This is a genomic window from Rhodococcus sp. OK519 (assembly GCF_003051005.1).
Lineage (GTDB): Bacteria > Actinomycetota > Actinomycetes > Mycobacteriales > Mycobacteriaceae > Prescottella.
Genome location: NZ_QAOW01000013.1, coordinates 1 through 26689, shown reverse-complemented (window position 1 = coordinate 26689; position 26689 = coordinate 1). Strand labels below are relative to the sequence as shown.

Below are 26689 nucleotides of genomic sequence, written 5' to 3'. Positions count from 1 at the left end.
CGTTGTCGTCCACAACAGTTGTAGTGATTGGAGTCGGAATGCGTGAGCTCGTGTACTACGTCGCCGCCAGTCTCGACGGCTACATCGCCGGTCCCGGTGGGCAGTTCGATGCGTTCGACCTCGAGGGCGACCACATGGCGGACCTCGCACGCTTCGCCGACGCGCTGCCCACCGACGGCGCAGCGCACCTCGGCATCGCGCAGCCGTGCACCGGGTTCGACACCGTGCTCATGGGGTGGAACACCTACGCGGTCGGTCTGCCCGGCGTGCGGAGCCCGTACCGCCATCTTCGCCAGATCGTGTTCTCGCGCAACAACACTGCCGAGGGCGAGAATCTCGAGGCGACCGGCGCCGATCCGGTCGAGTTGGTGCGCGAAATCAAGCGTGCGGACGGTGCGGACATCTGGCTGTGCGGCGGCGGCGTCCTCGCGAGCCTGCTCGTCGACGAGATCGACCGGATCGTCGTCAAACGTCATCCGGTGCTGTTCGGCGACGGCATCCCGATGTTCGCGCCGGGCGCCTACCGCCCCGGTGCATTCAATGTGGTCGACACCCGGACGTTCGAGTCCGGCGTTGCGGTCACCGAGTACGCGCGTCGCTGACCGGGAGTTCGACGACGTGGTCGGCCCACGCGCTCAGCAGGGCGTGGTCGTGGCTGACGGCCAGCACGCCGAGCCCTGCTCGCGTCTCCTCACGTAGCACCGCGACGAGGGCCGCGGTGGTCGCAGGGTCGAGCATCGCGGTCATCTCGTCGCAGATGAGGTAGCGCGGTCGCTGCACCAGAGCTCGTGCAAGGCAAACGCGTTGCAGCTGTCCGTCGCTCACCTGATGCGGCCGCCGGCGCAATAGATCGGCGGTGAGCCCGACTCGTGCAGCGGCGTCACGCACCACCGGATCCCGTTCGCCGCGTGGTGTGCGGGACAGCGCGAGTGGCTCCGCGATGATCCGATCGAGCGTCAGACGCGGCGACGTGGACTGGCGCGGCGACTGGAACAGCATCGCGATGGACCGTCGGGTCTCGGGCGGTGCGTCCGCGCGGGTCGGCACCTCCACCCCGTCGACGCACACCGTTCCCGACCATGGGCGGTGCAGCAGTGCGCACACCCGGGCCAGCGTGGTCTTGCCGACACCCGACGGTCCGGTCAGGCCCATCGTTCGGCCGCGTGGAATCTCGATGCACATGCCGTCGAGCACGGGAGACGCCGGATCGTGTCCGGCACGGATGTTCTCGGCGATCAGGCTCACGGCCGGCCTCCCACTCGCGTGCGCACCACACGGTCGCCGGAGCGCAGCAGGTGCGTCGGGCCGCCCGAGAACGTGGAGCCGGGTCGGCGCAGGTGGTAGACGCAGTCGTCGGGCAGGTCGGTCAGTTCGGGCGGCGATCCCGGCATGGGGTGCAGCCCGTTGTGGGGTAGTGCGGCCATCAGGTCCCTCGTATAGTCGTGCCAGGGATCATCGAGAACCTCTGCAGCCGGACCGGATTCGAGGATCCGTCCGGCATACATCACGGAGGCGGTATCCGCGTGCCCGGCGACAGCGGCGATGTCGTGCGTGATGAGCAGGACGGCTGCCCCCGCGGCGGCGCAGGCGTCGAGCAAGGTCAGGATCTTCTCGGTGAGAGCGGGGTCCAGGCTCGACGTCGGTTCGTCCGCGACGATCACCTCCGGGTCACCCGCCAACGCGAACGCGATCGCCGCTCGCTGGGCCATCCCGCCGGACAGCTCGTGCGGGTACAGGTCGCGGCAGCCGGCGGCCAGTCCGACGCGATCGAGAAGTTCTACTACACCGAAACGGCTTTCGAGATGCCGCCTCGTCTCGTCCAGTTGGGAGCCCACGGTGCGGACGGGCGTCAGGTACGTCGCCGCCGACTGTGGAACGAGGGCGATCCTGCGTCCACGCACGGGCCGTAGTGCGCGCTCGGGTGCGCCGACCATCTCCACCGAGTCGCCGTCTGCGTTCAGTCGTATCGACCCGGACACCCGCGCGTGCGACGGCAGTAGTCCGCAGGCGGCCGAGGCGACGATCGATTTGCCGCAACCGGATTCGCCGACGAGGGCGTGGACGCGCCCGGCATCGAGGTCGAGGCTCACGTCGGTGGTGGCGTGCACAACTCCGCTACCGACCGGGATCCGGACGGTGAGGCCGTCGACGGTGAGGGCAGCGGTCATCGTGGAGTCCTCTCGACGATCGGTGGGCTGATCCGGTCGCGCAGCGCAGCCCCGATCCCGGCAACCGCGAGCGTGGCCGCGATCAGCAGCAGCGACGGAAACGCCAGCGTCCACCAGCCGCCGAGGAGCAGCGTCGAACGTGCCTCCTGCAGAAGCGTTCCCAGTGAAGGCTGGTGGGGTGGCAGGCCGAGACCGAGGAACGACAGCGTCGTCTCGTGCCAGATGGCGTGCGGCAGCAGCAGTACGACGGCGATGAGCGCCTGTCCGGCCGCGGCCGGGGCGAGATGGTGTCGCATCACATGTAGACGTCCAGCGCCGGCGAGGTGGGCGGCGTCCACGTACTCGCGACCGCGCACCCCGAGGACCTCGGAGCGGGCGATGCGCGCGACCTGCGTCCAGTGGGTGAGTGCGATCGAGGCGATGATCGCCGGAATGTTCCCCCGGAACAGGGCCACGATCACGATGCCCAGGAGCAGGTGTGGGAGTGCATTGATGCCGTCGACAGCGCGCATCACCAGACGGTCGGTCCGGCCGCCGAAAGTTGCGGCGGCCACGCCGATCCCGGTGCCGAGCACGGTCGAGGCCACAGCACACACCGCGGCGATGAGCAGCGAGATCCGCAGACCGGCGGCGACGCGGACGAACAGGTCGCGTCCGGCGTTGTCGGTGCCGAACCAGTGCTCGCCGCTGGGAGCGTGTCGTGCATCGGCGAAATCCGTGAGTCGATCGTCGACGCCGGCCAGCCACGGCACCAGGAGCGCGTACGCGACGATCGCGACGAGCACGATCGCCGACAGGAGCAGTCGTCGGTCGATGCGAGCGAACCTACCCATCGGCGCTCACCCGCGGGTCCAGCAGTGTCAGGGCCACATCGGCGAGCAGGGATCCGGTCAGCACGATCAGCGTCGTGCCGACGGTGAGCGCTGCAAGCAGCGGGAAGTCGAGTTCGCGCGCGGACGTGACCACCGCTCCCGCGATCCCGGGCCACGAGAACACCTCCTCGACGATGGCCGCGCCGACGATGATCTCGGGCAGACGCAGGCCGATGACGGTCGCGAACGGTCCCAGCGCGACCGGGACGATGTGGCGCAGCAGGATGGTGCGTTCGGGGATGCCGCGGGCGCGGGCACCGCGGACGGCGTCGGACCCGATCGTGTCGCGTACCGACTGGCGTACCGACATCGCGAGCCACGGCACCTGAGAGACCGCGAGCACGACCATCGGCAGCACGAGGTGTTCGGCGACCTGACCGACCGTCGGATCGGTGCCGGCGTCGGTGAGGCCCGCGACGGGTAGCCAGCCGAGCGAGAGCGCGAAGACTGCGACCGCGCCGAGTGACAGCACGAATGGCGGGGTGGCCTGTATGACGGAGGCGAGCGGGGCCACCACCCGGTCCAGCAGACCGCTCGGACGGGCGCCGGACCACACCCCGAGCACGAACGAGAGCCCGATGGCCAGGCCCAGTCCCAGGCCCGCGAGCAGCAGCGTCCACGGCAGCCGTTCGCCGATCACCGTCGACACCGGTTGCCCGAAGCTGCGGGAGACGCCGAGATCGCCGGACAGCAGCCCGCTCACCCAGTGCCCGTAGGTGGTCCACCACGGGTCGTGCAGACCCAGTTCGCTCGCCAGGCGCGCGCGATCGGCGTCGCTGGTGGTGAGGTAGCGGTCGCCGAGATACCCGGCGAGCGGATCGAACGGTGAGAGGGACGCGAGTGCGAACAGCCCCGCCGACACCACCACGAGCAGCGGCGCCGCGAAAGCGACCCGGCGCAATGCCATTCGGGCCACCTCACGACGCCGGACCCGGAGGCCGCGCCGGGGCTCGGCGGGCACGGCCTCGGGAGGGGCGGACGTCGTCGTCACGGACGGGCCCAGTCCCGCAGGTTCCACCACGGGCCCCAATCGACGCCGTGGCTGTGCGGCTCGAGGATCGGCGCCGATCCGGTCCAGTCGCTCTCACGCTGCACGTAGGTGTGGTCGAGAAACACCAGCATCACGTAGCCGGGATCGGCGACGTACGAGGTCTGCACCGTGCGGTAGTCGGCGGCGCGGGCCGCGGAGTCGGTGCTGCGCCGGGCGTCGTCGAGCGCGCGGTCGATCTGCGGGTTCACGTAGTCGGACGCATTGTCGTAGCCGCTGCCCACCCCCGGCCGCGCGTACGACGAGTGCAGCGTCGAGTACAACTGCGTGTCCGGGTCGTACGGCAGGTCGCCGCCGCCGAGCAGTCCGGCCTTGGCGGTGAGCTGGCCGGGGAAGACGCCGCGATCCACCGCCTCGACGTTCACACGCACCCCGATCCTCGACGCGTCGGACGCGAACGCCTGCGACAGGTCCCGGCGGAGGGTGTCCTGTGGGAAGTACATGACGGTGAACTCGGCGCGGACGCCGTCCTTGGCGCGGACCCCGTCGTCGCCCGGGATCCAGCCGTCGTCGGTCAGCAGTTGCTCGGCGCGAGCGCGATCGAACGCGAAGGTCGCAGACGGCGCGTAGGCGTCGCCGTACACATCCGGCACCGGGGTCGACGCCGCGCGGCCGTGACCGCCGAGGATGTTGTCGACCATCCCCCGCCGATCCACCGCAAGGTTGAGGGCCATCCGCATCGTCGGGTCCGCGGTGACCGGGTTGTCGGCAGGCATCGTCACCCCGCGCCAGTCCGCCGACGTGTTGGCGACCACCTGGTATCCGGAGCGATCGGTGAATGTGTTCGCCAGGAGCGGTGGGATGTTCGCGCCGTCGAGTTCGCCGGCCGCCATCCGCTGCGCCCGGGCGTTGTCGTCGGGCACGTAGACCACGGTGAGCTTCTTCACCTGCGGCGCGCCGTCCCAGTAGTCCTCGTTGGCCTCGTAGATCGCCTGGTCGGGACGCAGCAAGACGAGCTTGTAGGGGCCGGTGCCCACCGGATCGCTGTTGAGGGGCGACTGCTCGGCCGGACCGCCGGTGAGACGTTCGGACGGCGCGATGCCGAGTAGCAGTTTGGTGGGCCAAGGCGCGTACGGGTACGCCAGCCGGAACTCGACGGTGTCGGGTCCGGTCGCCTCCACCGCCTCGAGCATGTCGTAGGACGTGGCCAGCGGCGACGCCGATGCGGGATCGAGGATCGCCCGGTAGGTCGCGACGACGTCCTCGGGGCCCAACGTCGTGCCGTCGGTGAACCGCACGCCGTCGCGGACCCGGACGGTCCACACCTTCGCGTCGGAGTCCGGGACGGGCATCTGCGATGCGAGTGCGGGCTCGAGCGTGGGGATTCCGGTGTCCCGGCCACCGTCGAGTCGGACGAGACCGTCGTAGACCTTGGCCTCACCGGCCTCGCCGAAGCCGGCGACGGGGTTGTAGTTGCCGAGTTCGTAGCCGTCGGCGAGGACGAGCGCGGTGTCGTCGCCGTCCTCCGATGACGCCGGCGCGCTGCAGCCGGCCAGGGCGATCGGAACGAGTGAGAAAAGAGAAAGAGCTGGAACGAGTTTCATGATCCTCCCGAGGGTGGATGTGGAGAAGGGGAGAACGTAGCCGATATCTGAAGGGCTGTTCAGATGAGAAGGTAGCAGCCGTGCGCAAGTCGGATCGTCGAATTCGGCTCGGTACGGCCACATTCCGGACTCATCGATGTGACGCCACTCCTCCCCGTAGGGAATCCCCGCCGGTAGGGCTGAGCTTGATAGCTCGTGGCGAATCTGTAAGATGTTGGGCGCCGCCAGATTCCAGGAACAGAAGCTGCTGCATGCGCTCGCGATCGGGTCATCCCGTTCGCTTCTCCTGGTTCGCGGCACCCACCTACGAGGCATCCCTTCGCGGATGAGAACGGACAGTGCCCGCACATGAACCTCAGTCCTCGGGAGATGGACAAGCTCTACATCCACGTCGTGGCCGACCTGGCGCGACGCCGCCGTGCGCGGGGGCTCGAGCTCAACCACGGCGAGGCGGTCGCGCTCATCAGCGAGGCCATTGTCGAGGGCGCGCGCGACGGCCGCACCGTCTCCGAGTGCATGCAGCTGGGGCGACACGTGCTGACCAGCGACGATGTGATGCCCGGCGTGCGGGACATGACCCAGTTGGTGCAGGTGGAGGCCACCTTCGTCGACGGCACGAAGCTCGTGTCGTGTCACGATCCGATCGGCGGGTGAGTCGATGACCGCCGTGAACGTGATCCTCGTGTGTGGTCACGAGTGCCCGGACCCCGCGTACCTGCGCCGGATCGATCCGAAGTGGATCGTCGTCGCAGGTGGGCGCGCCCTGACCGAGGCGATCGACGCGGTGCGGGTGGGGTCGTCCGCTCCGGTCTGCGTGGTGCCGATGACCCTCGGGCGCGATCCGGGCCTGGTGGCGGACGCGGCCCGCGCAGCGAGTTGGGCTCGCAGGGAATCGGATTCACCTCCGGTGATGCTCGCGCGGCCGCTCGGGGAGTCCGATCACCTGGTCGGATGGCTGCGCGGACGCGCGGTCGCGGCGTCGACCGACGCGCTGCTGATCAGCGCACCCGCGGGAAGCCCGTTCGAGGACGCCGAGTTGTTCCGAATCGCCAGGCTGGTGCGACAATTCGGACCCGTCGGTCTGGTGGAGGTGGCGCTGTTGGGCGGCGACCCCGACCTCGCCGACGGGATCGACCGATGCCGGCGGTTGGGCGCCGCCGAGATCACCGTCGTCCCTGCGTGGCTCGGTCTCCCTGCACGCCACGGAGTGGTCGACGGCGGACCCCTGCTCGGCGACGCGGCGCTGCGCGGAGTCGTCGAGGCGCGGGTGACCGACGCTCTCCACCTGGCGGGACACGGGAACGACGGAATCGACCACGGTCTGGGCGCCGAGCACGGCCAGGGATTCGCCCACAGCCACGGCCCCGGCCCCGGCATCGGTCACGCTCACGGTCACGGTCACGGCCACACCCACTAGAAAGGACGCGACACCCCCATGACGGAGGGAGCGAAGTACCTGTACGCCGACGAGCCGGTGCCCCTCAATGCGGGCCGCCGCCGAGTCGTGGTCACCGTGTCGAACGTCGGCGACCGCGCGGTGCAGGTGGGCTCGCACTACCACTTCTTCGAGGTCAACCGGGTGCTGCGGTTCGACCGCGCCGCCGCCTACGGGATGCACCTCGACATCGCGTCGGGCACCGCGGTCCGGTTCGAACCGGGCGACACCCGCACGGTCACGCTGTGCCAGTACGGCGGCACACGTGAACTTGCGGGCTTTGCCGGACTGGTCGACGGCGGGGGAGACGATGTCATGCCCCTCGACGATGCCGACATCCGCGAGCAGGCAATTCGTCGCGCCCGTGAGCGCGGATTCGTCTCCGCCGCCGACGAATCCGGCCCCGACCGAGCGGTCGCCCGACCGGAACCGAAGCCTGCGGTACTGCCTCGTCGCACGTACGTGGATCTGTTCGGTCCGTCGGTCGGCGACCGGTTCACCCTCGCCGACACCAACCTCGTCGTCGAGGTCGAGCGCGACTGCAATTTCGGTGCCTTCGGCGACGAGGCCGTCTACGGCGGCGGCAAGGCGATCCGGGACGGCATGGCCCAGGATCCGACCGCGACGGAAGCATCCGGCGTACTGGATCTGGTGATCACCAATGTCGTGGTCCTCGACGGCGTTCTCGGCGTCGTCAAGGGTGATGTGGGGGTGCGCGCCGGTCGCATCGTCGGGATCGGCAAGGCCGGGAACCCCCGCACGCAGGACGGCGTGGACCCGGATCTGGTGATCGGTCCGGGCACCGAGGTGATCTCGGGGGAGCACCTGATCGCGACTGCGGGCGCGGTGGACACCCACGTCCACTTCCTCGCCCCGCAGCAGGTCGAGGAGGCGCTGAGCAACGGTGTCACCACGATGATCGGCGGCGGCACGGGCCCCGCCGACGGCAGCAAGGGCACCACCTGCACGCCCGGCGCGTGGCACATCGGCCGAATGCTGCAGGCCCTCGAGGAACTGCCGGTGAACGTCGGATTGCTCGGCAAGGCGACGTCGCTGCCGGCCGCGATGGCCGAGCAGATCGCGGCGGGACTGTGCGGGATCAAGATCCACGAGGACTGGGGTGCGACGCCCGCCACCATCGATGCCGCATTGCGTGTCGCGGACGACATGGACGTCCAGGTCGCGATCCACGCCGACACCCTCAACGAGTCGGGTTTCTACGAGGACACGCTGGCCGCTATCGACGGCCGGACGATCCACACGTTCCACACCGAGGGCGCCGGCGGCGGTCACGCGCCGGACATCCTGCGGATCGCGGGCGAGCCGAACGTCCTTCCGGCGTCGACCAATCCGACGCTGCCGTACACGATCAACTCGGTCGACGAACTGCTCGACATGGTGATGGTGTGCCATCACCTGCGCCACGACATCCCCGAGGACGTCTCGTTCGCGGACTCGCGGGTGCGCGCGGAGACGATCGCCGCCGAGACGGTGCTGCACGACGACGGCGTCATCTCGATCTTCTCGTCCGACTCGCAGGCGATGGGCCGCGTCGGCGAGACGTGGACCCGCGCGATCCAGACTGCCCACCACTGCAAGGACCAGCGCGGCCCGCTGCCCGAGGACACCGCCGCCGACGGCACGTCCCGCAACGACAACCACCGTATCCTGCGGTATGTCGCGAAGACGACGATCAATCCGGCGCTCGCGGCGGGTGTCGCCGACCATGTCGGGTCGCTCGAGCCGGGCAAGTTGGCGGACATCGTGCTGTGGCCCGTGCACTCGTTCGGAGCGAAGCCCAGCCTGATCCTCAAGGGCGGCCTGATCTGCTGGTCGCTGATGGGTGATCCCAACGGATCGATCTCCACACCGCAACCGGTGCGCTACCGGCCGATGTACGGGTCGCTGGGTGCGGCGATGAAGGCGACCCGTCTGACATTCGTGTCGCAGGCTGCGCTCGATGCGGGCGTGCCCGGGAAACTCGGTCTGCAGAGTCCCGTCGTCGCGGTGCGGGGATGTCGTTCGGTCGGCAAGAAGGACATGGTCCGCAACACCGCGACACCGCACATCACCGTGGACCCGGACACCTATCACGTTCGTGCCGACGGCGAGACGGTGACGATCGCACCGGCGCAACGCCTTCCGCTCACCCAGCTGTTCTACATAGTGTGAGGGCGTCATGATCGACGTGGCCACCCTCCTCGTGACCCTGCAACTCACCGATTCGTCGTTCCCGGCAGGCTTCTACACGCTCTCGCACGGCCTCGAGGGGTACTCGCAGACCAGATCGGTGACGCCCGAGACGCTTCCCTTTCTGCTGGTGGATCTGTTGCGCCACTCGGTGGGTCCGGCCGACGCGACCGCGTTGGCACTCGCGCACGCCGCCATCGTGGCGGGCGACCACGAAGGTCTGCTCCGCGTGGACCGGCGCCTGCACGCGACCAAACTCAACCGGGAACTGCGGCGCGCCTGCACCCGGACCGGGCACCAGATGCTGTCCGTCGCGCGACAGACGTTCGAGCGCGACAGGATCGACCGCTTCGCAGAGGACGTGGCCGCCAAGCGGACCCCCGGCACTCAGCCGGTGGTGGCCGGGGTGGTTGCCGCGGCGTGTGGAGTGGGCGCGGCACAGGCCGTGGCGGGGGATTTGTTCGCCTTCGCGGCGAGTCTCGTCGGTGCCGCACTGCGACTCCGGCTCACCGATCATCTGCGAGCGCAACGGATCCTGGCCGACGTGGCGCCCGTGATCGAAGAGGTCACCGCTGCTGCGTTGCGTCGCAACCTGAACGATCTCGGCGGGTGCACGCCCGTCGCCGACGTGATGTCGGCCGGACACGAGCGGGCCGATGCCCGCCTGTTCGTCAGCTGACACCAGTGGAAGGAGAAGGCATGACCGATGTTCTCAGGGTCGGAATCGGCGGACCCGTGGGGTCCGGCAAGACCGCGTTGATCGAGGCGCTGGTCCCGGTGCTGACCGCGCGGGGGTACAGCCCGGCGGTGATCACCAACGACATCTACACGCAGGAGGACGCCGAACACGTCCGGCGCACCCTCGACGGCATCCTCGACCCGGCCCGCGTCGTGGGCGTCGAGACGGGGGCGTGCCCGCACACCGCGGTGCGCGACGACCCGACGATGAATCTGGCTGCGGGTGCCGAACTGCTGGAACAGTTCCCGGATGTCGACACGCTGCTCTACGAGTCGGGCGGCGACAACCTGACGCTGACCTTCAGCCCGGTCCTGGTGGATCTGTTCTTGTTCGTCCTCGACACCGCGGAGGGGGAGAAGATGCCCCGCAAGCGTGGACCCGGGATCACCGAGTCGGATCTGTTGGTGATCAACAAGATCGACATCGCGCGGTACGTCCGCGCCGACGTCGCCGTCATGGAGTCCGACGCGTACCGCGTTCGCGACGGCCGACCCGTCCAGTTGACCAACTGCCTCACGGGGCAAGGACTCGAGGCGATCGCGGACTTCCTCGACACGTTCAGGAAACAACCGTGATCGGGCCGCGCGAGGACGACGTTCCGGAGATCGTGGCCGGATACGCCGGCACACCCGAGACGCTGCCGCCGGGCAGTCCCGGTAAGAACGGTGTCCTCGAACTCGGTTTCGTCCTGATCGGCGATCGGACGGAGATGTCCCACCGCCTGCAACAGCCGCCGCTGCAGATCATGCGACCGCTGTACGTCGATCCCGAGCGGCCCGACCTGCCCGTCGTGTACCTGATGTCGACGGGCGGCGGATTGGTGCAGGGTGACCGAATGCGATTCGAATTCGACTGTGGTCCCGGAACATCCGTGCATCTGACGACGCAGGCATCGACGAAGGTGCAGCGCATGGACACCGACTACGCGACGCAGACGGTACGACTGACGGCAGCGGAGGGGGCCTTCGTCGAGTACCTGCCCGAGCCGCTCATCCCGTTCGGCGGGGCGCGCCTGCATCAACGGACCGAGGTCACGGTGGATCCGTCGGCGACGGTCGTGTTCGGTGAGACCGTCCTCGCGGGGCGGTTGGCGCGCGACGAGCGACACGAGTACGACGTGTTCGCGTCGGATCTCGAGATCTCCCGTCCGGACGGCACCCTGCTCGCGGTGGACACCGTCAGGTTGCAGCCGTCGGACGGTGGCGTGACCGGTCCTGCGGTCTTCGGCGACCACGACGTCATGGGCACGCTCTACGTGATCACCCCGCTGGCCGATGCCCGTGCTCTGGCCGACACCCTGCACGCCGCGCTCGAGGTTGCGGCAGACGGGGTCAGGGGTGGCGTGAGCGTCCTGCCCGACGACTGCGGCGCGTGGGTTCGCGTGCTCGGACCGGACACCGAGTCGGTCACCGAGGTGGTCCGCCGGTCGTGGGACGCGGCGCGGCGCCTGCTGATCGGGGTGCCGGCGCCGCACATACGGCGGACCTGACCGATCAGTCGTCGGCGTCCCTGTCGCCGGCACCCACGGGTCGGCGTGGAATTCGACCGGTGAAGAACAGCGCCCCGACGGCGAGCAGTGCCGCGACCGAGAGCGCGGCCTGCAGCGCCTCGAGGCGGGCGTCGGTGTTCGCGGATACGACGGCCTCGGCGACGGCCGGGTCGACGCCGGCGTCGCTCAGCGCCCCCGACAGTTGGGTGTCGCTGAGGAACGGCACACCGCTCGCGAGGTCGGTGGTGGCCTGCTCCTGGACGGCATCGGGCACCCGCGGGTCGTTCTGGATTCCGGCGACGATCGACGCGCTGAGCGTCGCGATGAGGACCGATCCGATGAGCGCGGTTCCCAGCGACGCGCCGAGATTGGTTGCGGTGTTCTGCAATCCGCCCACCTCGGCGCTGCGTGAGTCGGGAACCGCGGAGACGGTGACCGCGCCGAGCTGGGACGCCAGTGCCCCCAGTCCGAGGCCCATCAACAGCATCGGCACGGCGACGATGCCGGCGTTCGCGCCCGGATCCATGCCGCCGGCCAGGATGGCGATCCCCACCGTCATCGCGCCGAGCCCGATCCGGACCACCCGCCGCGGCGAGGCGTGCGGCCACACCCTCGGGATGCCGACCGCTGTGACGAGAAGGGCGACGGACAGTGGGAGCAACCGGATGCCGGTCTGCAGTGCGCTGAGTTCGAGCACCACCGACAGGAACAGCGGGACGGCGAAGAAGACACCTGCCTGAACCATGAACTGTGCGAAGAACATCGTCAGCCCGCCGGACAGTTGCCGGTTACCGAGAAGCCGGGTGTCGAGGAGCGGTTCACGGCCGCGGTGCAGCAGGTACGCCTCCCATCTCGTGAACGCGTAGACGACGAGCATGCCGCCGAGGACCAGCCAGAAGACCGGGGACAGACCCAGGATCTCCGGGCCTCCGGGCCGGCTGCGCAGCCATCCCCATTCACCGGACCGCAGCACGCCGTACACCACCAGCCCCAGGCCGATCACGGACAGAGCCGACCCGACACCGTCGAGTCGAACCCGCTTGGGTGGCGCGTCCTCGATCCGGCGCAGCACCGGCAGGATCAGGAGCACGATCACGACCTCTCCCGCGAACACGTACCTCCACGAGGCGAATGTCGTGACCGCCCCACCGATCAGTGGACCGGCTGCCACCGCGACGGCCCCCGATGCCGCGATCAAACCGTAGGCACCCGAACGTTTCTCGGGAGCGAAGTTGGAGGCGACGAGGGCGACGATCGCGGGCATGATGAGTGCGGCGCCGAGGCCCTCGAGCAGGGACCAGCCCACGAGCAGGACGCCGAGGTTGGGGGCCAGGGCCGTCGTCAGCGACCCGGCGCCGTAGATGACGAGGCCGATGCCGAACGCCCGGCGGCGGCCCATGATGCTCCCCAGCTTGCCGCCGGTGATCATCAGCGTGGCCATGACGAGTGTGTACAACGTGATCGCGGTCTGGATTCCGGTGATCGTGGTGCCGAGGTCGGACGCGACCATGGCCATCGACACGTTCATGACCGAACTGTCCAGGGTCATGAGGAACTGTCCTGCCGACAGTGTCGCCAGGACGAGCATTGCCCGGGAACCCGTTCGATGCCCGGTGCTTTCAGGCATACCTGATTGAAGCAGGGCCGGGCCGATCCCCGGGGCCGATCGGCCTCAGTCGATCAGACCCGTCCGGTACGCGATCTCGAGGGCTTCGTCGCGAGAGTGCGCGTCGATCTTCCGGTACAGGGTTCGCAACTGGCTCTTGACGGTGTTGGTCGACACGAACAGCGTGCGCGCGATCTCGAGCGTCGACAGGCCCTTCGCGAGTTCGGCGAGGACGGCACGCTCGCGTTCGGTGAGTTCTACGTGATGGACGGCCGCGGGGAATATCTCGCGAGCATCCGACGCCAGGAAGGCGGCCACCGCGGTGGACCGGGTCTGCGCTGCCCCGTCGAGTTCGACCAGCAATGCGCGCGGAACCGTCGCGAGCGTCCCCAGGAGTCCGGTACGGTCCGCGATCGCGGCGGCCTGCGCCCAGGCCCGGGCCGCCGCGGCGTGCTCGCTCAAGGCACGGTGTGCGGCGGTCTCGATGAGCAGCGCCTCGAGTTGGTTGCGGGTGAACGGGTAGCTGAACCAGTCGCACTTGCGGCACAGCGCCAGGGCGGTCGAGGGGTTACCGGTAAGCAAGTGGGTGCGGGCCGCCGCGATGATCAGTACCGGCTCGTCGAGGCTGCGCTCGCCGAGCATCGACAGCGCGCGGTTGCCTTCGCCCAGGGCCAGGCGAAGTTCGATCTCGAGGGCCACCATCACTGTCGCGATCAACGAGTCCGGGCGGAGGATCGCGGCGTGCGATGTGATCGCGCGCTGCAGCACCGCCATGCCCGTGTAGGCCTGTCCGGTCGCCAGTGCGTGGTGGCAGTGCGCCAGGGTGATGAAGGGCCAGAGTTCGGCGCGTTCAGACGCCTCGCCGAGCTCGTCGAGCCAACGGTCCGCGGTCGCGACGTCCAGTCGGTCGATCGCCACCAGGGCTCGGGCGACGAGCCCGCCGACCTTCACCATGGGCTCGAGCCAGCCGTCGGGGTCGGGGTGTGCGTCCTCGAGTTCGAGCCATTCCTCGGCGCGACGTGGTTCGCCGATCACCGCCCAGTTCATGGCCGAGTTGCCTGCGGCGTTGCGCGCGACGAAGCCGACTCCCTGCGCCAGCGCACCGCGGTGTGCCAGCCTCAGTTCCACCGCGGATTCCGAGAACGCTCCGGCAAGCTCGTACGTGATGCCCCACTGCAGGCGCATCACCGGCAACTGGCCGGCGATGTCGTCGGGCCTGGTGTCGAGCGCTCCCCGCACCAGATGGGTGAGCCGCCGTGCCAATGCGGCCGCACGTTCGTGTTCGCCGCCGAGCCTGAGCATCATCGTCTGGACGCACCCGACGCTGAGTGCGTCCCGAGCCTTCTCGGTGGTGCCGAGTTGCTCGAGCGCCGCGGGCTGGTTCGGCAGCGCGTCGGCGGGGATGGTCGGCTGGGCGCCCAGCAGGACGAACAGGTCGCGTCCGGCCTTGATCGCGGGATACGCATCGAGTCGGTCCGACGGCAGCCGACGTAGAGTCGAACGCAGCTGGCCGAAGTGGCAGTCGACGAGCCCGACCCAGTGGTCGTTGATCAGGTCGAGTGCGAGGTCCCAGTTCTCCGCCTCGACGGCGTACGCGAGTCCAGATGCGATGTCCCCGCGCTGCACGCCATGCTCGGCCAGAAGGGTCAACTTCTCGACGCGGTCGATACCCGCCTGCTCCTGCGCGGCGAGGAGACAGTCCCGGACGGCCGGCGCGAACTCCCACGCGTCCTCGATCGTCGTCTCGCAATGGTTGACGATTCCGGCTGTTTCAAGAACCTGGAGGCGCTGTGCGGCGTCGCCGACACCGGTGAGGCGTCGGGCGACGTCCACCGTGATGACCCGCGCGGTCGCGACGGAGATGACGAAATCCCGGTAACCGTCAATCGAAGGATGTTCGAGCACAGTCGATTGCACGTACCGGGCAATCGTGCTGTCGAGGCGGTGCGCGAGCAGCTCACGCCGTTCCGGGACGTCGGGCAGGTTCTTGACGACGACGACCGCGATGCGCATGAGGGCGGGCAACGATCCGACGCGTTCGCGTATGTAATCCAGTTCGCCGTGCTTGAGCGCGATTTCGGCGTGATCGAACAGTTCGGCCGCATCCTCGCGGGTGTAGAGCAGGTCTCGGGCGAGAATCAGTTCGTGGGTCGGCTCCATGGTGACGGGATCGCCGAACAGTGACCGGTCGCAGGCGGTCGCAACGACGTTGACGTTGTGGCACCGATCGAGCAGATGCAGGATCTCGTCCTCGATCCGGCCGTCGTGAACCAGATCGACGCGGGCCAGCACGAGCAGCACCGGTGCCCCGCTGCGAGCCAGCGACTCTCGCACCTTCCCGGCCGCGGGCATGCCGTCGGAGCTCGGGCCGGAATCCTCCGCGACGATGCCCGCCGAGCGTAGGCGTTCGATCACGGACTGCCAGAACGCCTCCGACGTGATCGGTTCCGCGGGCGCGGGAATCCACAGCACTGCACGAAATTCCGATCGAGCAGAATCGAGCCACGACACGACGAGATCGACCTTGCCGAAACCCCGTGGTGCACGGATCACCGTGATCGGTGAGTTCCGGTCCAGACGCGCAAGGAGCCGCTTGCGCGGCGGCACCCATGTGGCACCGCGGCTGAGCTTCGGGCCCGTGGCGCTGCTCTCTCGGCGCTCTCTCATCTGGAAACCACCCTCGGTTTCGGCTCACACGATCCCCATGACGACGGCGGGTTCGGGAGGTCTCTCGACAACCTATTTCATACGATCATTGCAAACTGCACCATCCGGGACACTCGCTACCCTCGACTTCCGTCCGATGGGACCTTCGGTTGATCAGGTCGTCGGCATGGGGCACGGTCGATCCTATGAGTGAGCACGATCCGGATCCCGCGTTGCACGGCGTTGTTCGTGGGCCGCGCGCCGATGTGCCGGTCGCTCGAGCGAATTCGACGCGTCTCGTCACGCGTCTCGATCTTGTGCGTCGGGGCGGGGCGGCCGGCCCACTCGAACTGAGCGGGTGGGCCCGGTACTTCGAGATCGATGCGGCTGCGGCGGAGTCCGTTCGCGCGGGAGCGACTCTCGAGGCCACCGTCGACTATCACGACGGACGCACGATCACCCGTCTCGAGACCTCGCCTCACCTGTCGGGACTGGACACCCTCGTCGGGTCGTCGGCGATCGCGGGTTTCCGCGGACGTGTCGGGTCCGTCGTTGCTGGTGGCGCTTCCGAGAAGAATGCGCCGCTCGCCCTGTTGCTCGACGACGTTCCGGTGGGCACCTTGATCTCGGGTCACGCGGTGTCGGCCGAACGCGAACTGGACCCGCGTGCCGGTGCCGGTGGGACCGGCTACGTACCCGTCGGCGACCAATGCGCCGGCTACGCGAGCGGAGGGGCGCTCATCGCGACGATTGCGGTGCGTGGGCGCGGGCCGGTCGCGGACGGTCCGGTCGCGCCACCGCTCGACGACGCCTTCCGGCGCACGCCTCCGAAGTTGGGAATTCACGCGATGCGTCGGCGGCGCAGGATCGACCGCTGGACCGAGAACGGTGAAATCCGGATCGACGCGATGTTCCGTGACACGTACATGCGTGTCGACGGTGTCGAGACGGTGATCCACGAGTACGAACTCGCCGTCACCGCCGATGCCGCGACCGGCGTCATCCGGGATGCGGTGGCGACGCCTCGCGTGTTGCCGTGGTCCGACTGCCCGGGTGCGGTGGGCAGTGCGGGTCGACTGGTCGGGGTCGCGCTCAGCGACGTCGAGGCGGAGGTGCGGCGCGAGTTCCGGGGAGTGGATACGTGCACGCACCTCAACGACCTGCTCCGAAGCCTCGCGCACTGAGCGGCAATTCGTCTGATTCTTCGATATTCGACTGTCTCCGCGCGTCATGATGCGAGTGCCGGCCGGGAGTACCCGTCGGCGCCAATCGGACTCGTCGGGAGGAAGTGCACGTGGAGCTCGAGACACGACGCCGGCTGATGCGCGGGCTGGCGGCCCCAGTGCTCGCGGTTGCGGGATTGTCGGTGCTGGCGGCGCCGGCTGCCGGCGCGCCCGTCGGCGTGCCGGTGACGCCGGGTGGTGAGATCCACGCCTGGGGTGGGCAACCCGACGACTACGAAGGTGAACGCGACTTCGGACAACTCGGTTTTCCGGCCTTGGCGACCGGCGAGACGTACACCGCGATCGCAGGCGGGCGTGAGCACTCGATTGCGCTCACGTCGTCCGGCCGGATCGTGGGTGTCGGGAGCGCTCCGCAGTCGACCGCCCCGCCGACGCCGACCGGTGAACGGTTCACGGCGATCTCTGCGGGCCCGGACTATTCGCTCGCCCTCACCTCGACCGGCGATGTCGTGTGCTTCGGCGACGACACATCCGGTCAATGCTCGGGCCCGGCGGATTCGACCGAGAGGTTCACGGCGATCGCCGCGGGCTACGAGCACTCCCTCGCGCTCACGGAGTCCGGTCAGGCGCGGGCGTTCGGATCAGGCGAGTTCGACGAGAATGACCTGCCGACCGACCGTACGTACACCGCGATCGCGGCGGGCGAGCACTTCTCGCTCGGCTTGACATCGACCGGCGAGGTCGTCGGTGCCGGTCAGGACTGGGCAGGCGGTGCGAACACGTCGAACATTCATCTGCCTGCCGCACCGGAGGGACAGCGGTACGTCGCGATCGCGACGGGCGAGTCGCATTCGCTGGCGCTGACGTCGGACGGCCGCGTCGTCGCCGGAGGCTACGCACGCTACGGCCAGGACGCGGCGCCGGAACCGCCCGAGGGCCAGACCTTCACCGCAGTCGCGGCAGGTCAGTACCATTCGCTGGCGCTCACCTCGGACGGCGGTATCGTCGGCTGGGGCAAGAACTGGCACGGGCAGGCCGGCGAGTTCGAGTCGGCACCGGAAGGCCTGCGGTACACCGCGATCGCAGGCGGTGACTATCACACGCTGGCGATTGCCGCGCCACCCGCGCAGGAGTTCGAACCGAACGACTGTGCGACGGGATCGGCCTCGACCGGGTCCCTCTCGTCGGGCCTGGGTTCGGCGTCGTCGTCCCCGTTCTCGTCCGCGACGTTCGGGTTGTCGTGCACAGGTTCGGCGGTGGCGCTGGACCTCGGTTCACTGACGGCGTTCGTGGGTAGCTGATGCGAAAGCCGTCCCGGGGTCGCGATTCCCGGGACGGCAGGCGGTCGAGTCGCTACACGAACGCGAACTCGTCGCCCGCGTGATACCGGGCGAGCGACTCGGAGACCGATCGCCGTGACGGCGGATGAAATGCGAAGGCGTGGATCGCCGCCGCGAGGTAGGCGATGTCGGGGGACTTGATGAACGCGATGCCGCCGAGGGATTCGATGGCCACAGCGGTAGCGCGCACCAGTGACTCGCGGATAGCAATGCGGCACAGCAGGAGACGTACGGAGATGTCCTGTCCGCGCTCGCCGGCGTCGACTGCTCGGGCGATGCTCTCGACGGCGGCCATGCCGTTCTCGATGTCGGCGGCGGCTCGGGTGTAGCCCTCGAAGTCGCCCTTGTCGGCGTCGAGAAGACGCTCGAGCAGTGCGCTCGCCGCCCCCAGATAGTTTGCGGTCACCAACATTCCGAACCACAGATAGCCGGTCATCTCGTGCCGGCCGTCCGGATCATCGGCGCCGTTGAGTAATACGAAATCGGCGGGAATCTCGACGTCCTCGAGGAGCACCTCGTCGCTCTCCGCGCCTGCGAGGACGGGGCTGTCCCAGAAGGGGCGCACCGTGATCCCCGCCGCGGTCGCGGGAATCAACGCGATCGCGCGTTCCCCGGATTCGACCGCCACACTGGCCGTGAGCAGGTCCATCGACGTCGACAGACTGCACGGCTTCTTGCTCCCGTTCACCACATAGGTGTCGCCGCGGCGTTCGGCCCGCATCGTCGGGACGAAAACGCTGCCGCCCGTGACGCCCTCCGAAAATCCGGACGCGACGACGGTGCGCTGTTCGACGAGAGATCGGACCAGGGCGCGGTCCTCCTCGGTGGAACTGCGGGCGTACTCGGCCAACGTCGCCAACGAGAGGTGATGCATCGTGCTCGCGGCCCCGAGGGACGGAGAGCGACTTCCGATCGCCCGCTGCGCCCGAACCGCTTCCAACGCGGACGCGCCCAACCCGCCTTCTTCGGCGGGAATGGTCAGTGCGGTTCCTCCGCTGTCACGGAACTGTGCGATCGCGTCGCTTCCCCTGCGCTCGAGTTCGAGCAACGGGGTGCGGTCCAGGTAGTCGACGAGACCGGGCAGGTACGACTGCAGCGTTTCGCGTTCGCGGCTCAGCAGGCGGGTCATGGCACTCCTCTGCGGTCGGGACCGGACAGCTCGGTGCGTCCGGTCGGCGGATCGTGCAATTTGTGGTTCGGAGCGTGGGCGGGTTCGGATGGGTCTGTCCGCGTCGACGGGGATCCAAATCAACGGCATTTCCTCATGTTTCGGACATCGCTCCCAAATCACCCCTCTTTGTTCGTCTGCCCATCCAGACGTGTCTGCGTTCCGAATCACTCGCCGGAGCACTCGAAACCAGACGACTGTCAGGAGATTCGAAACGATGGCGATGAACCGGCTGATACGGCGATTGGACGGCGACGAGCGGGTGGACCTGCTGCGGGCGGCCCGCGAATCCGATGTGAACCCTTACTTCCGGGTGATGGAATCGGCGACCGGGCCCGTCGTCCGGGTGGAAGGCACCGACAAGATCATGCTCGGCTCGAACAATTACCTGGGTTTGGCGGATCACCCGGCGATCCGGCGGGGAGCGCAGGACGCGCTCGATCGTTTCGGCGGCGCCGTGACCGGAAGCCGACTCCTCAACGGCACCATGGATCTCCATCTCGAGCTCGAGGCCGAAATCGCGGACTGGCACGGCACCGACGGCGCCATCGTCTTCACCACCGGCTATCAGACCAATCTCGGGACGATCAGCGCGGTCGCGGGCAAGGGCGACATGATCGTCGTCGACGCGGCGGCGCACGCGTCGATCCGTGACGGCGCGGTGCTGTCGGGTGCCACCGTGCGAAAGTTCCGGCACAACGATGTCGCAGACCTGGACAGCGTGCTGTCCGAGCCGATCGAGGGTGGCGGCGCGGTGCTCGTCATCGTCGACGGGTTGTATTCGATGGAGGGCGATCTGGCTCCGCTCGCGGAGATCACGGCGGTGTGCACGCGGCACCGCGCGGCACTCATGATCGACGAGGCGCACAGCCTCGGCATCTTCGGCGACCGGCGCACCGGAGCTGCCGAACTGTTCGGCGTCGCCGACGACACCGACATCCGCATGGCGTCGCTCTCGAAGAGCCCCAGTTCCACAGGTGGATTCATCGCCGGATCGGACGATCTGCTCGATTCGCTGCGGATCCATGCGCGGGCTTTCCTCTTCACGACGTCCGGCGTTCCCGCCGCCGTGGGCGCCTCTCTGGCAGCGGTTCGCCTGATCCGAAGCGAGGAGGGTGCCCAACGCGCCGATCGTGCGCTCGCGAACGCGTCGACGTTGCGTACCGGATTGGTGGAGGCGGGGCTCGACGTCGGGGCAGAGTCCCCGGTTCCTGACGGCGGCACCGCCACGTCTCCGATCATCGCGTTGCACGTCGGTGACGAGATGGAAGCGATTGCGCTGTGGCGCAGTCTGTTCGATCGAGGCATCTTCACGAGCGCCGCGTTGCATCCGGCGGTGCCGAGAACGGGCGCGATGCTCCGGCTGTGCGTCATGGCGTCCCACACCGACGACCACCTCCGGTCCGCCGTGGACGTCATCTCGCAGACCGTGGCCGAGGGCGCGAAATGAGTTTGAGGGTCGCTGTGACCGGCGCGACGAGCGACTTCGCCGCCGTGATCCTGCCGGTCCTGCTGGCTGATCCCGAGGTGGAATCTGTTGTCGGCATTGCTCGCCGAGCGCCGAGGATCGTCGACGACAAGCTCGAGTCCGTTGCGATGGACATCCGGGAGGAACGGCTCGTCGAGGTGTTCCGCGGCTGCGACGTGGTGGTCCACCTTGCGTTCGTGGTGGAGGAGATCCGGGACAAGGCGCAGACGCACGACATCAACTTGCGGGGCTCCCGCAACGTGATCGATTCCGCGCACCGCGCGGGTGTCCGACGGGTAGTGGTGGCGTCGAGCGTCAACGCGTACGGTCCCGAACTGCGCCCGAAGCCCGTGGACGAGAGCGTCTACCCGGCAGGTGATCCCGACCGCTACTACTTTCACGACAAGGCCGAGGTGGAACACTACGTCGAGTGGTGGCTACGCCGGCATCCCGGCGAGATGGCGGTGTCGCTGCTGCGGTGCACGTACGTCGTGGGGCCCAGCTTCTCGAACGACGGCATCGACCAACTCACCGCGCCGGTGGGCGCCTTCCCCCGCGCCGACGAGGCGGCCTACCAGTTCCTGCACGAGCGTGACCTCGCCGACGCCTTCCATCGGGCCGTCAAACGCGACCTGGTCGGACCGTTCAACGTGGGACCCGACGGTTGGGTGATGGTGCGTGAGCTGGCGGCCATGCAGGGGCAGCGTCTGCTCGACGTGCCGGAGGGGCCCGCGATCGTGGTCGCGAACATCGCGTTCCGGCTGGGTCTGAGTCCATTCTCCGGGCAGTGGGTGACCGCCGGTGAGACGGTCGTCAGCTCGCGGCGATTCGCCGAAGCGACGGGATGGAGGCCGACGCTGAGCGCGCGCGAGGCCGCGGCCGTGATGATCCTGCTGCGGGGCAAGTCGTTGTTGCGCGACGTGGATGCGCTCAGGCGGAGAGTGGCGTGCGAGGCTGCGCTGGAACCGGCCACCACCTTCACAGCTGCCGAGACCGGCCGGGTCGAGCATGCGCAGGTCGACGTCCGTGGCGGGTCCGTGCACCTGGAGATCCATGCCGCGGGAGCGGAGCGGAGCGGACGCACCCTGGTGGTTCCGGCGCCGCCGGGTTTGCACGCGCGCTACCTGACGAACACCGCGGCGGCGCTGGCCCGCGACGGCTTCGACGTGGTGTTGCTCGATCTTCCGGGGCACGGGTTGAGCACCGGCCCGCGCGGACGGCTCTCGGCGGCGTCGGTGGCGGAGGCCGTGGAATCCGCCGTGTCGTACGCGCGCAACTGGTTCGGCGGACACCCGGTGGTGCTTCACTCGTCGACTACGGACTCGGGATGTCGCAAGAGCCGGATCGCCCGGCTGCGAGCATGTTTGACCGGTCGCGTCATCCGGACGCCGGTCAATCCCGCGGATCCGCTGTTGCCACGTGTGCTGCGCGGGGTAGCCGGACTGTGAAGGTGTTGCCCGTGGAATCCGAGGTCACAGAGATGGTTCCGCCGTGGAGAGTCACGTTCTCCTGGGCGAGTGCCAGCCCGATTCCGCTGCCGTCGGTCCGGCCGCGGGATGCGTCGGCCTTGTAGAACCGCTCGAAGAGGTGCGCGCGCACGTCCGCCGAGATGGGGATGCCGTGATCGGTCACGGTGATTACCGCGTCGTGGCCGTCGGCGTGCAAGCTGACCTGCACCGGAGGACGCCCGTGCGCGAACGCATTGGCCACGAGGTTTCCGAGCACGATGTCGATGCGTCTCCGATCCGCTACGGCCACGACGGGGCCGTCGACGTCCAGGTGCACCCGGGAATCGAATCCGCGGGTGTGCAACGATTCCCGCACGACCTCGACGAGGTCGTGCGGTTCGGTGACGAGACCCGCACGGCCGGAATCGAAGCGCGAGATCTCGATGACGTCTTCGGTGAGCCGGGACAGTCGCTCGGTGCCGCGGCTGACGATGCGTGCGGCCCGTGCCGTGTCGGCATCCATCGACTCGGCATCCTCGTCGAGGACCTCGGCGACCGCCACCAGCGCCGCGATGGGCGTGCGGAGTTCGTGGAAGACGTCGGCGACGAAGCGTCGTGCGTCGGCCTCCTTGGCGGCGAGATCGGCAACGGTGCGGTCGAGTTCGGCCGCGGCACGGTTGAATGTCGCCACCAGTTCTGCGAGTTCGTGGCTGGCTCCGGCGGTGAGTTCCTGTCGCGGCTGGCCGGGTACCAGCGATGCCGCGGCGGCATTGAGCCGGCGCAGCGGCAACACCAGTCGCCGTGCGGTCCACAGCCCGATCAGTGCGGCCAGCGCCGAGACGACGACGGCAACCGCGGCCGCGCGGCGTTCCAGCGAATCGATCTGCGCCTGTGCCTCGCCCAGGCCGAACACGGCGGTGACGTACGTGGGCGCCCCCAACGGCAGATCGCGCTCCCCGACGCGGCCTCCGACGTAGAACAGCGGCGAGCCCCCGCTGTCGACGCGCTGGAACACCGGAAGGTCCGACTGCTGCAGACGGGCGAGCAGTTCCTGCGGCGGCTCGGGAGTACCGGGGGGCCACGTATCGATGTGGATGTCGCCCGACCAGGCCGTGCTCCCGTCGCCGATGCCCGAGAACTCGTACAGGTCTCGCTCGGGCTGCATCTGCTCGAACCACGGAATCGCCGAATCGAGCGTGTCGGTGAACCCGCTCAGGATCTGGTCCTGTGCGGTCGAGAAGATGTTGGACCGCGCCTGCAGGTACACCGCGGCGGAGGTCGCCACCGCGGCGATCAGCGCGACCGCGGCGACCAGGGCCGTGAGCCGGGCCTGCAGCCCCGGACGTCGAATGTTCATGCGACAGGGCCGAACCGGTAGCCGAATCCGCGCACCGTCTGCACGTAGCGCGGATTGGACGGCTCCTTCTCGAGCTTCGCCCGCAGCCGCTGCACGCACGCATCGACCAGTCGCGAGCCACCGAGATGATCGAAACCCCACACCCTCTCGAGAAGCTGCTCGCGGGAGAACACCTGACCGGGTCGCTCCGAGAGGGCCAGTAGCAATTGCCATTCGGTTCGGGTGAGTTCGGGCTGCCGATCGCCCTCGGTGATCGTCAGGGCGTCACGGTCGATGACGAGGTCGCCGTGCACCTCGCGGTCGACGGCGGGCACGGCCACCACCGCGGCGCGGCGCAGCACGGCCTTGATCCGGGCGTCGAGGATGCGGGGCTGGACCGGTTTGACGACGTAGTCGTCGGCGCCCGTCTCGAGCCCGGACACGACGTCGACGTCCTCACCGCGTGCGGTGAGCATGATGATCGGGACCGTGCTGCGGCCGCGGATCCGCCGGCACACCTCGAACCCGTCGACGCCGGGCAGCATCACGTCCAGCACGACGATGTCGACGGGCCCGTCCGCCAGTGCCGACAGTCCCGCCTCACCGCTCGCGGCAAGTGTCACCGTGTGTCCGTAGCGGTGCAGGGCGAGGCTCAGCGCGTCGCGCAGGTTGTCGTCGTCCTCGATCAGCAGCACCGCAGTCATGGCGCCCATCCTCCGGGCCACAGGCGCCGGCACAATCGGCGCCACACCTTGTAGCAGAACGGTGACAGAACACCCGCAGAATCCGGACACGCGGACGCGACGGTGAACCCATGCACACTATTCGTAGGGGAGTCGCCCTCCCGATCGCCGTTGTGATCCTGCTGGTGGGGGCCACGTTGTGGTTCGTCGACGTGATGGCGCGCCCGGGCTCGGGCGGACCGATGAGCCTGTCCCGGCACGGCGCGACGACGGCGTACACCTTCGTCGACGACGCGAACGGGGAGATCCGCACGGGTGGGGTGCGCCAGCAGCGTCCGCAACCCGCCGCGAGCACCGCGAAGATCATCACCGCACTGACCGTGCTCGCGCGAATGCCGCTGGCGCTCGGTGAGGACGGTCCGACGCTGACGATGACCGAGGCCGACGCCGACCTCTATCGCGACTACGCCGCGCGGGGCGGTTCGGCGGTTGCGGTAGGTGCCGGACAGGAGCTGACGGAGTACGAGATGCTCGTCGGCATGCTGCTGCCGTCTGCCAATAATCTGGCGGACACCCTGGCGGTGTGGGTGTTCGGTTCACTCGACGAATATCGGACGGCCGCAGACGAGTTGGTGCGGTCACTGGGTATGAGTTCGACGACGGTGGGCGCCGATGCGAGCGGCTTCTCGGCGACGACGAAGAGCACCGCGCGCGATCTCACGCTGCTCGCGGCGGCGGCCGTGCGGCATCCGGTGATCGCCGAGATCGTTGCGCGGGACTCGGCGACGCTGTCCGGTGTCGGGGTGGTCCGAAACACCAACTGGCTCCTCGGCCGACCGGGTGTGGTGGGACTCAAGACGGGCACGACCGACGAGGCGGGCGGGGTGTTCCTGTTTGCGGCGAAGGTCGGTGCTTCCGGCCGCCTCGTGGTGGGGGCCGTGCAGGGCGAGGGACGCTCGGCGAATTATGCGATCGACCGGGCGTCCCGTCTGCTCGACGAGATCGCGGGCACCGCGGGCTGACGCCGCCCGCGGTCAGTGACTGGCCGAGGTCAGTGACTGACGGGGGCTCCGAAGCCCTTCTGCGCGAGCCAGTCCAGCACGGTGTCGGCCACGTCCGGCCAGCCGTGGTCGACGGTGAGCGAGTGGCCGCGGTCGGCCAGCACGATGTAGTCGTTGTCGGTGTCGGCCTTGTGATAGCGGTGGTGCGCAGATCGGCTCACCGATTCGGGGACGGTGTGATCCTGGCCGCCGCCCAGGATCAGGAGCGGCCCGCGCCGTGCGGTCGTGTCGACGTGGGCGGGGGATCCGGGCAGGAAGTTCGCGAGCGCCGCCTGAAACAGCGGGCGGCCAGGGGAAGGGATGGCCCAGTGCTCGTAGAGAGCGTCGGACTCGCTGCGTTCGAGCGTGTTTCCGAAGCCGTACGCGAAGGCGTCCGGGGTGAGGGTGACGCTGCGCCTGGCGTTCGCGGGATTGCCGAGGACCGGAAATGATGCACGGAGTTGGGCGAGGGGCAGCGCCTTGACGCCCTGGATCTGTGCAGGGTCGATCGCCACGGCCGCCGCGGCGACATCCGCGGCCAGCAGTATCTGCGCGATCAGGCCGCCGAACGAATGACCGATCACGATCGGCTTCCGATCCAGTGGTGCGATCGCCTCCGCGAAGTGGGCGGTGACCTCGTCGATGCCGTTGCCGGCCTGGTCGGAGGCATGCGCGCGGGCATCGGTGACGCTCGGCGCCTCACCGGGCCACGTGGGTGCCAGCGTGTGGAATCCAGCGGCGCCGAATCTCGTTTGCCACGGATCCCACGAGGACGCGGCCAGCCACAGGCCGTGGATGAACATGACCGGCGGAGCGTCGACAACGGGGTGCGGGAAGTCTGGCGTGTCGGGCATGGTTTCGGGTCCTTCCAGATCGTGGAATGTGTACCCAGTGCTGGCTAATACGATGCTCGGCCGAATGGTCGCCGGAAGCTGTTATCGCCGTTTCGGTATGGACTTTGGTCACCGATCGCGGACAAACGGTCCGATTCGGTCCCGTTGAGTGAGATTCGTGCCACAGTCGACTGACACGTGTTTCAGTGTGAAGCAGAACACATCATCAAACGGATGATTGATATCGGTGGTCGAACGTTTTCACTGAAAGGGACTTGGGGAGCGGTCATGACGACGATGGATACGGAGAACGAAGAAGTTCGGATGATCGAGGCCGGCGTGGCTCCGGAGCGCTTCGCGCGCGGCTGGCACTGCGTCGGGCTGACGCGCGACCTGCGCGACGGCAAGCCGCACTCGATCCACGCCTTCGGCACCAAGCTGGTGGTCTTCGC

General features: G+C 68.6%; 23 protein-coding genes and 1 pseudogene. 13 read left to right on the top strand and 11 right to left on the bottom strand.

Going from position 1 to position 26689, the window contains the following annotated elements:
• Positions 1–38: 38 nt before the first annotated feature.
• A complete protein-coding gene (locus C8K36_RS23025) occupies positions 39–602 on the top strand; it encodes a dihydrofolate reductase family protein (RefSeq protein ID WP_107987372.1) in 564 nt (187 codons plus the stop codon).
• Here C8K36_RS23025 and C8K36_RS23020 read toward each other — a convergent pair.
• The 5 genes from C8K36_RS23020 to C8K36_RS23000 all read right to left on the bottom strand — a co-directional run bounded on the left by C8K36_RS23020 (position 580) and on the right by C8K36_RS23000 (position 5632).
• Complete coding sequence (locus tag C8K36_RS23020) at positions 580–1245, bottom strand: ABC transporter ATP-binding protein (RefSeq protein ID WP_107987371.1); 666 nt, start codon at positions 1243–1245, stop codon at positions 580–582. The genes C8K36_RS23025 and C8K36_RS23020 overlap by 23 nt on opposite strands.
• The gene (locus tag C8K36_RS23015) at positions 1242–2168 is read right to left on the bottom strand and encodes an ABC transporter ATP-binding protein (protein ID WP_107987370.1); all 927 of its coding nucleotides are present in this window, start codon (positions 2166–2168) and stop codon (positions 1242–1244) included. Before C8K36_RS23015 ends, C8K36_RS23020 begins: the two co-directional genes overlap by 4 nt.
• A complete protein-coding gene (locus tag C8K36_RS23010) occupies positions 2165–3001 on the bottom strand; it encodes an ABC transporter permease (RefSeq protein WP_107987369.1) in 837 nt (278 codons plus the stop codon). The genes C8K36_RS23015 and C8K36_RS23010 overlap by 4 nt, the downstream gene beginning before the upstream one ends.
• Positions 2994–3947 carry an ABC transporter permease gene (locus C8K36_RS23005; RefSeq protein ID WP_107987396.1) on the bottom strand — a complete coding sequence of 318 codons (954 nt, stop codon included), beginning with the start codon at positions 3945–3947 and terminating at the stop codon, positions 2994–2996. Before C8K36_RS23005 ends, C8K36_RS23010 begins: the two co-directional genes overlap by 8 nt.
• 80 nt (positions 3948–4027) lie before the next feature.
• Positions 4028–5632, bottom strand: a complete 1605-nt coding sequence (locus C8K36_RS23000; protein WP_107987368.1) for an ABC transporter substrate-binding protein — start codon at positions 5630–5632, stop codon at positions 4028–4030.
• A 348-nt stretch (positions 5633–5980) separates the two neighbouring features.
• Between C8K36_RS23000 and C8K36_RS22995 the strand changes: the two genes are divergently transcribed.
• The 6 genes from C8K36_RS22995 to C8K36_RS22970 are packed head-to-tail and all read left to right on the top strand — an operon-like array spanning position 5981 to position 11485.
• Complete coding sequence (locus tag C8K36_RS22995; RefSeq protein ID WP_107987367.1) at positions 5981–6286, top strand: urease subunit gamma; 306 nt, start codon at positions 5981–5983, stop codon at positions 6284–6286.
• A gap of 4 nt (positions 6287–6290) precedes the next feature.
• Complete coding sequence (locus tag C8K36_RS22990) at positions 6291–7049, top strand: sirohydrochlorin chelatase (protein WP_107987366.1); 759 nt, start codon at positions 6291–6293, stop codon at positions 7047–7049.
• Between the two features lie 18 nt (positions 7050–7067).
• Positions 7068–9239 (top strand): urease subunit alpha, encoded by a 2172-nt coding sequence (gene ureC / locus C8K36_RS22985; RefSeq protein WP_107987365.1) that lies wholly within the window; start codon positions 7068–7070, stop codon positions 9237–9239.
• A gap of 7 nt (positions 9240–9246) precedes the next feature.
• Positions 9247–9936 carry an urease accessory protein UreF gene (locus C8K36_RS22980; RefSeq protein ID WP_107987364.1) on the top strand — a complete coding sequence of 230 codons (690 nt, stop codon included), beginning with the start codon at positions 9247–9249 and terminating at the stop codon, positions 9934–9936.
• Between the two features lie 20 nt (positions 9937–9956).
• Positions 9957–10571 (top strand): urease accessory protein UreG, encoded by a 615-nt coding sequence (gene ureG, locus C8K36_RS22975; protein WP_107987363.1) that lies wholly within the window; start codon positions 9957–9959, stop codon positions 10569–10571.
• Positions 10568–11485 carry an urease accessory protein UreD gene (locus C8K36_RS22970; RefSeq protein WP_107987362.1) on the top strand — a complete coding sequence of 306 codons (918 nt, stop codon included), beginning with the start codon at positions 10568–10570 and terminating at the stop codon, positions 11483–11485. Before ureG ends, C8K36_RS22970 begins: the two co-directional genes overlap by 4 nt.
• Positions 11486–11489: 4 nt before the next feature.
• Here the strand turns inward: C8K36_RS22970 and C8K36_RS22965 are convergent, their stop codons facing one another.
• Entirely contained in the window at positions 11490–13112 is a 1623-nt protein-coding gene (locus C8K36_RS22965) for an MFS transporter (protein WP_107987361.1), read from the bottom strand.
• A 45-nt stretch (positions 13113–13157) separates the two neighbouring features.
• Entirely contained in the window at positions 13158–15758 is a 2601-nt protein-coding gene (locus C8K36_RS22960) for a helix-turn-helix transcriptional regulator (protein ID WP_107987360.1), read from the bottom strand.
• A 185-nt stretch (positions 15759–15943) separates the two neighbouring features.
• On the opposite strand from C8K36_RS22960, the gene C8K36_RS22955 reads away from it, so the two are divergent.
• Together C8K36_RS22955 and C8K36_RS22950 are read left to right on the top strand one after the other, a co-directional pair.
• On the top strand, positions 15944–16921 hold the full coding sequence (locus C8K36_RS22955; protein WP_107987359.1) for a DUF2889 domain-containing protein: 978 nt from the start codon (positions 15944–15946) through the stop codon (positions 16919–16921).
• A 110-nt stretch (positions 16922–17031) separates the two neighbouring features.
• Complete coding sequence (locus C8K36_RS22950) at positions 17032–18222, top strand: RCC1 domain-containing protein (RefSeq protein ID WP_146176528.1); 1191 nt, start codon at positions 17032–17034, stop codon at positions 18220–18222.
• Between the two features lie 52 nt (positions 18223–18274).
• Here C8K36_RS22950 and C8K36_RS22945 read toward each other — a convergent pair whose 3' ends face one another.
• On the bottom strand, positions 18275–19390 hold the full coding sequence (locus tag C8K36_RS22945; protein WP_107987357.1) for an acyl-CoA dehydrogenase family protein: 1116 nt from the start codon (positions 19388–19390) through the stop codon (positions 18275–18277).
• Between the two features lie 262 nt (positions 19391–19652).
• Between C8K36_RS22945 and C8K36_RS22940 the strand changes: the two genes are divergently transcribed.
• Both C8K36_RS22940 and C8K36_RS22935 read left to right on the top strand, forming a co-directional pair.
• Positions 19653–20879, top strand: coding sequence for an aminotransferase class I/II-fold pyridoxal phosphate-dependent enzyme (locus C8K36_RS22940; protein WP_258195566.1), 1227 nt, complete (start codon positions 19653–19655; stop codon positions 20877–20879).
• Entirely contained in the window at positions 20876–22345 is a 1470-nt protein-coding gene (locus tag C8K36_RS22935) for an NAD-dependent epimerase/dehydratase family protein (RefSeq protein ID WP_107987355.1), read from the top strand. Before C8K36_RS22940 ends, C8K36_RS22935 begins: the two co-directional genes overlap by 4 nt.
• On the opposite strand, the gene C8K36_RS22930 is transcribed toward C8K36_RS22935, so the two are convergent.
• A complete protein-coding gene (locus C8K36_RS22930; protein ID WP_107987354.1) occupies positions 22290–23702 on the bottom strand; it encodes a sensor histidine kinase in 1413 nt (470 codons plus the stop codon). The two genes, C8K36_RS22935 and C8K36_RS22930, sit on opposite strands and share 56 nt — an antisense overlap.
• Positions 23699–24394 carry a response regulator transcription factor gene (locus C8K36_RS22925; RefSeq protein WP_107987353.1) on the bottom strand — a complete coding sequence of 232 codons (696 nt, stop codon included), beginning with the start codon at positions 24392–24394 and terminating at the stop codon, positions 23699–23701. The genes C8K36_RS22930 and C8K36_RS22925 overlap by 4 nt, the downstream gene beginning before the upstream one ends.
• A gap of 101 nt (positions 24395–24495) precedes the next feature.
• Between C8K36_RS22925 and C8K36_RS22920 the strand changes: the two genes are divergently transcribed.
• On the top strand, positions 24496–25386 hold the full coding sequence (locus C8K36_RS22920) for a D-alanyl-D-alanine carboxypeptidase family protein (RefSeq protein WP_107987352.1): 891 nt from the start codon (positions 24496–24498) through the stop codon (positions 25384–25386).
• A gap of 29 nt (positions 25387–25415) precedes the next feature.
• Here C8K36_RS22920 and C8K36_RS22915 read toward each other — a convergent pair whose 3' ends face one another.
• Entirely contained in the window at positions 25416–26258 is an 843-nt protein-coding gene (locus tag C8K36_RS22915) for an alpha/beta hydrolase (protein ID WP_258195565.1), read from the bottom strand.
• Between the two features lie 267 nt (positions 26259–26525).
• Between C8K36_RS22915 and C8K36_RS25295 the strand changes: the two are divergent.
• Positions 26526–26689: pseudogene (locus tag C8K36_RS25295) on the top strand (3-ketosteroid-9-alpha-hydroxylase); the annotation flags it as partial.

Coding starts and splice junctions, on each gene's coding strand:
- C8K36_RS23025 (WP_107987372.1), top strand. CDS start 39: ATGCGTGAGCTCGTGTACTACGTCGCCGCCAGTCTCGACGGCTACATC.
- C8K36_RS23015 (WP_107987370.1), bottom strand. CDS start 2,168: ATGACCGCTGCCCTCACCGTCGACGGCCTCACCGTCCGGATCCCGGTC.
- C8K36_RS23010 (WP_107987369.1), bottom strand. CDS start 3,001: ATGGGTAGGTTCGCTCGCATCGACCGACGACTGCTCCTGTCGGCGATC.
- C8K36_RS23005 (WP_107987396.1), bottom strand. CDS start 3,947: ATGGCATTGCGCCGGGTCGCTTTCGCGGCGCCGCTGCTCGTGGTGGTG.
- C8K36_RS23000 (WP_107987368.1), bottom strand. CDS start 5,632: ATGAAACTCGTTCCAGCTCTTTCTCTTTTCTCACTCGTTCCGATCGCC.
- C8K36_RS22995 (WP_107987367.1), top strand. CDS start 5,981: ATGAACCTCAGTCCTCGGGAGATGGACAAGCTCTACATCCACGTCGTG.
- C8K36_RS22990 (WP_107987366.1), top strand. CDS start 6,291: ATGACCGCCGTGAACGTGATCCTCGTGTGTGGTCACGAGTGCCCGGAC.
- ureC (WP_107987365.1), top strand. CDS start 7,068: ATGACGGAGGGAGCGAAGTACCTGTACGCCGACGAGCCGGTGCCCCTC.
- C8K36_RS22980 (WP_107987364.1), top strand. CDS start 9,247: ATGATCGACGTGGCCACCCTCCTCGTGACCCTGCAACTCACCGATTCG.
- ureG (WP_107987363.1), top strand. CDS start 9,957: ATGACCGATGTTCTCAGGGTCGGAATCGGCGGACCCGTGGGGTCCGGC.
- C8K36_RS22965 (WP_107987361.1), bottom strand. CDS start 13,112: ATGCCTGAAAGCACCGGGCATCGAACGGGTTCCCGGGCAATGCTCGTC.
- C8K36_RS22960 (WP_107987360.1), bottom strand. CDS start 15,758: ATGAGAGAGCGCCGAGAGAGCAGCGCCACGGGCCCGAAGCTCAGCCGC.
- C8K36_RS22955 (WP_107987359.1), top strand. CDS start 15,944: ATGAGTGAGCACGATCCGGATCCCGCGTTGCACGGCGTTGTTCGTGGG.
- C8K36_RS22945 (WP_107987357.1), bottom strand. CDS start 19,390: ATGACCCGCCTGCTGAGCCGCGAACGCGAAACGCTGCAGTCGTACCTG.
- C8K36_RS22940 (WP_258195566.1), top strand. CDS start 19,653: ATGAACCGGCTGATACGGCGATTGGACGGCGACGAGCGGGTGGACCTG.
- C8K36_RS22935 (WP_107987355.1), top strand. CDS start 20,876: ATGAGTTTGAGGGTCGCTGTGACCGGCGCGACGAGCGACTTCGCCGCC.
- C8K36_RS22930 (WP_107987354.1), bottom strand. CDS start 23,702: ATGAACATTCGACGTCCGGGGCTGCAGGCCCGGCTCACGGCCCTGGTC.
- C8K36_RS22925 (WP_107987353.1), bottom strand. CDS start 24,394: ATGGGCGCCATGACTGCGGTGCTGCTGATCGAGGACGACGACAACCTG.
- C8K36_RS22920 (WP_107987352.1), top strand. CDS start 24,496: ATGCACACTATTCGTAGGGGAGTCGCCCTCCCGATCGCCGTTGTGATC.
- C8K36_RS22915 (WP_258195565.1), bottom strand. CDS start 26,258: ATGCCCGACACGCCAGACTTCCCGCACCCCGTTGTCGACGCTCCGCCG.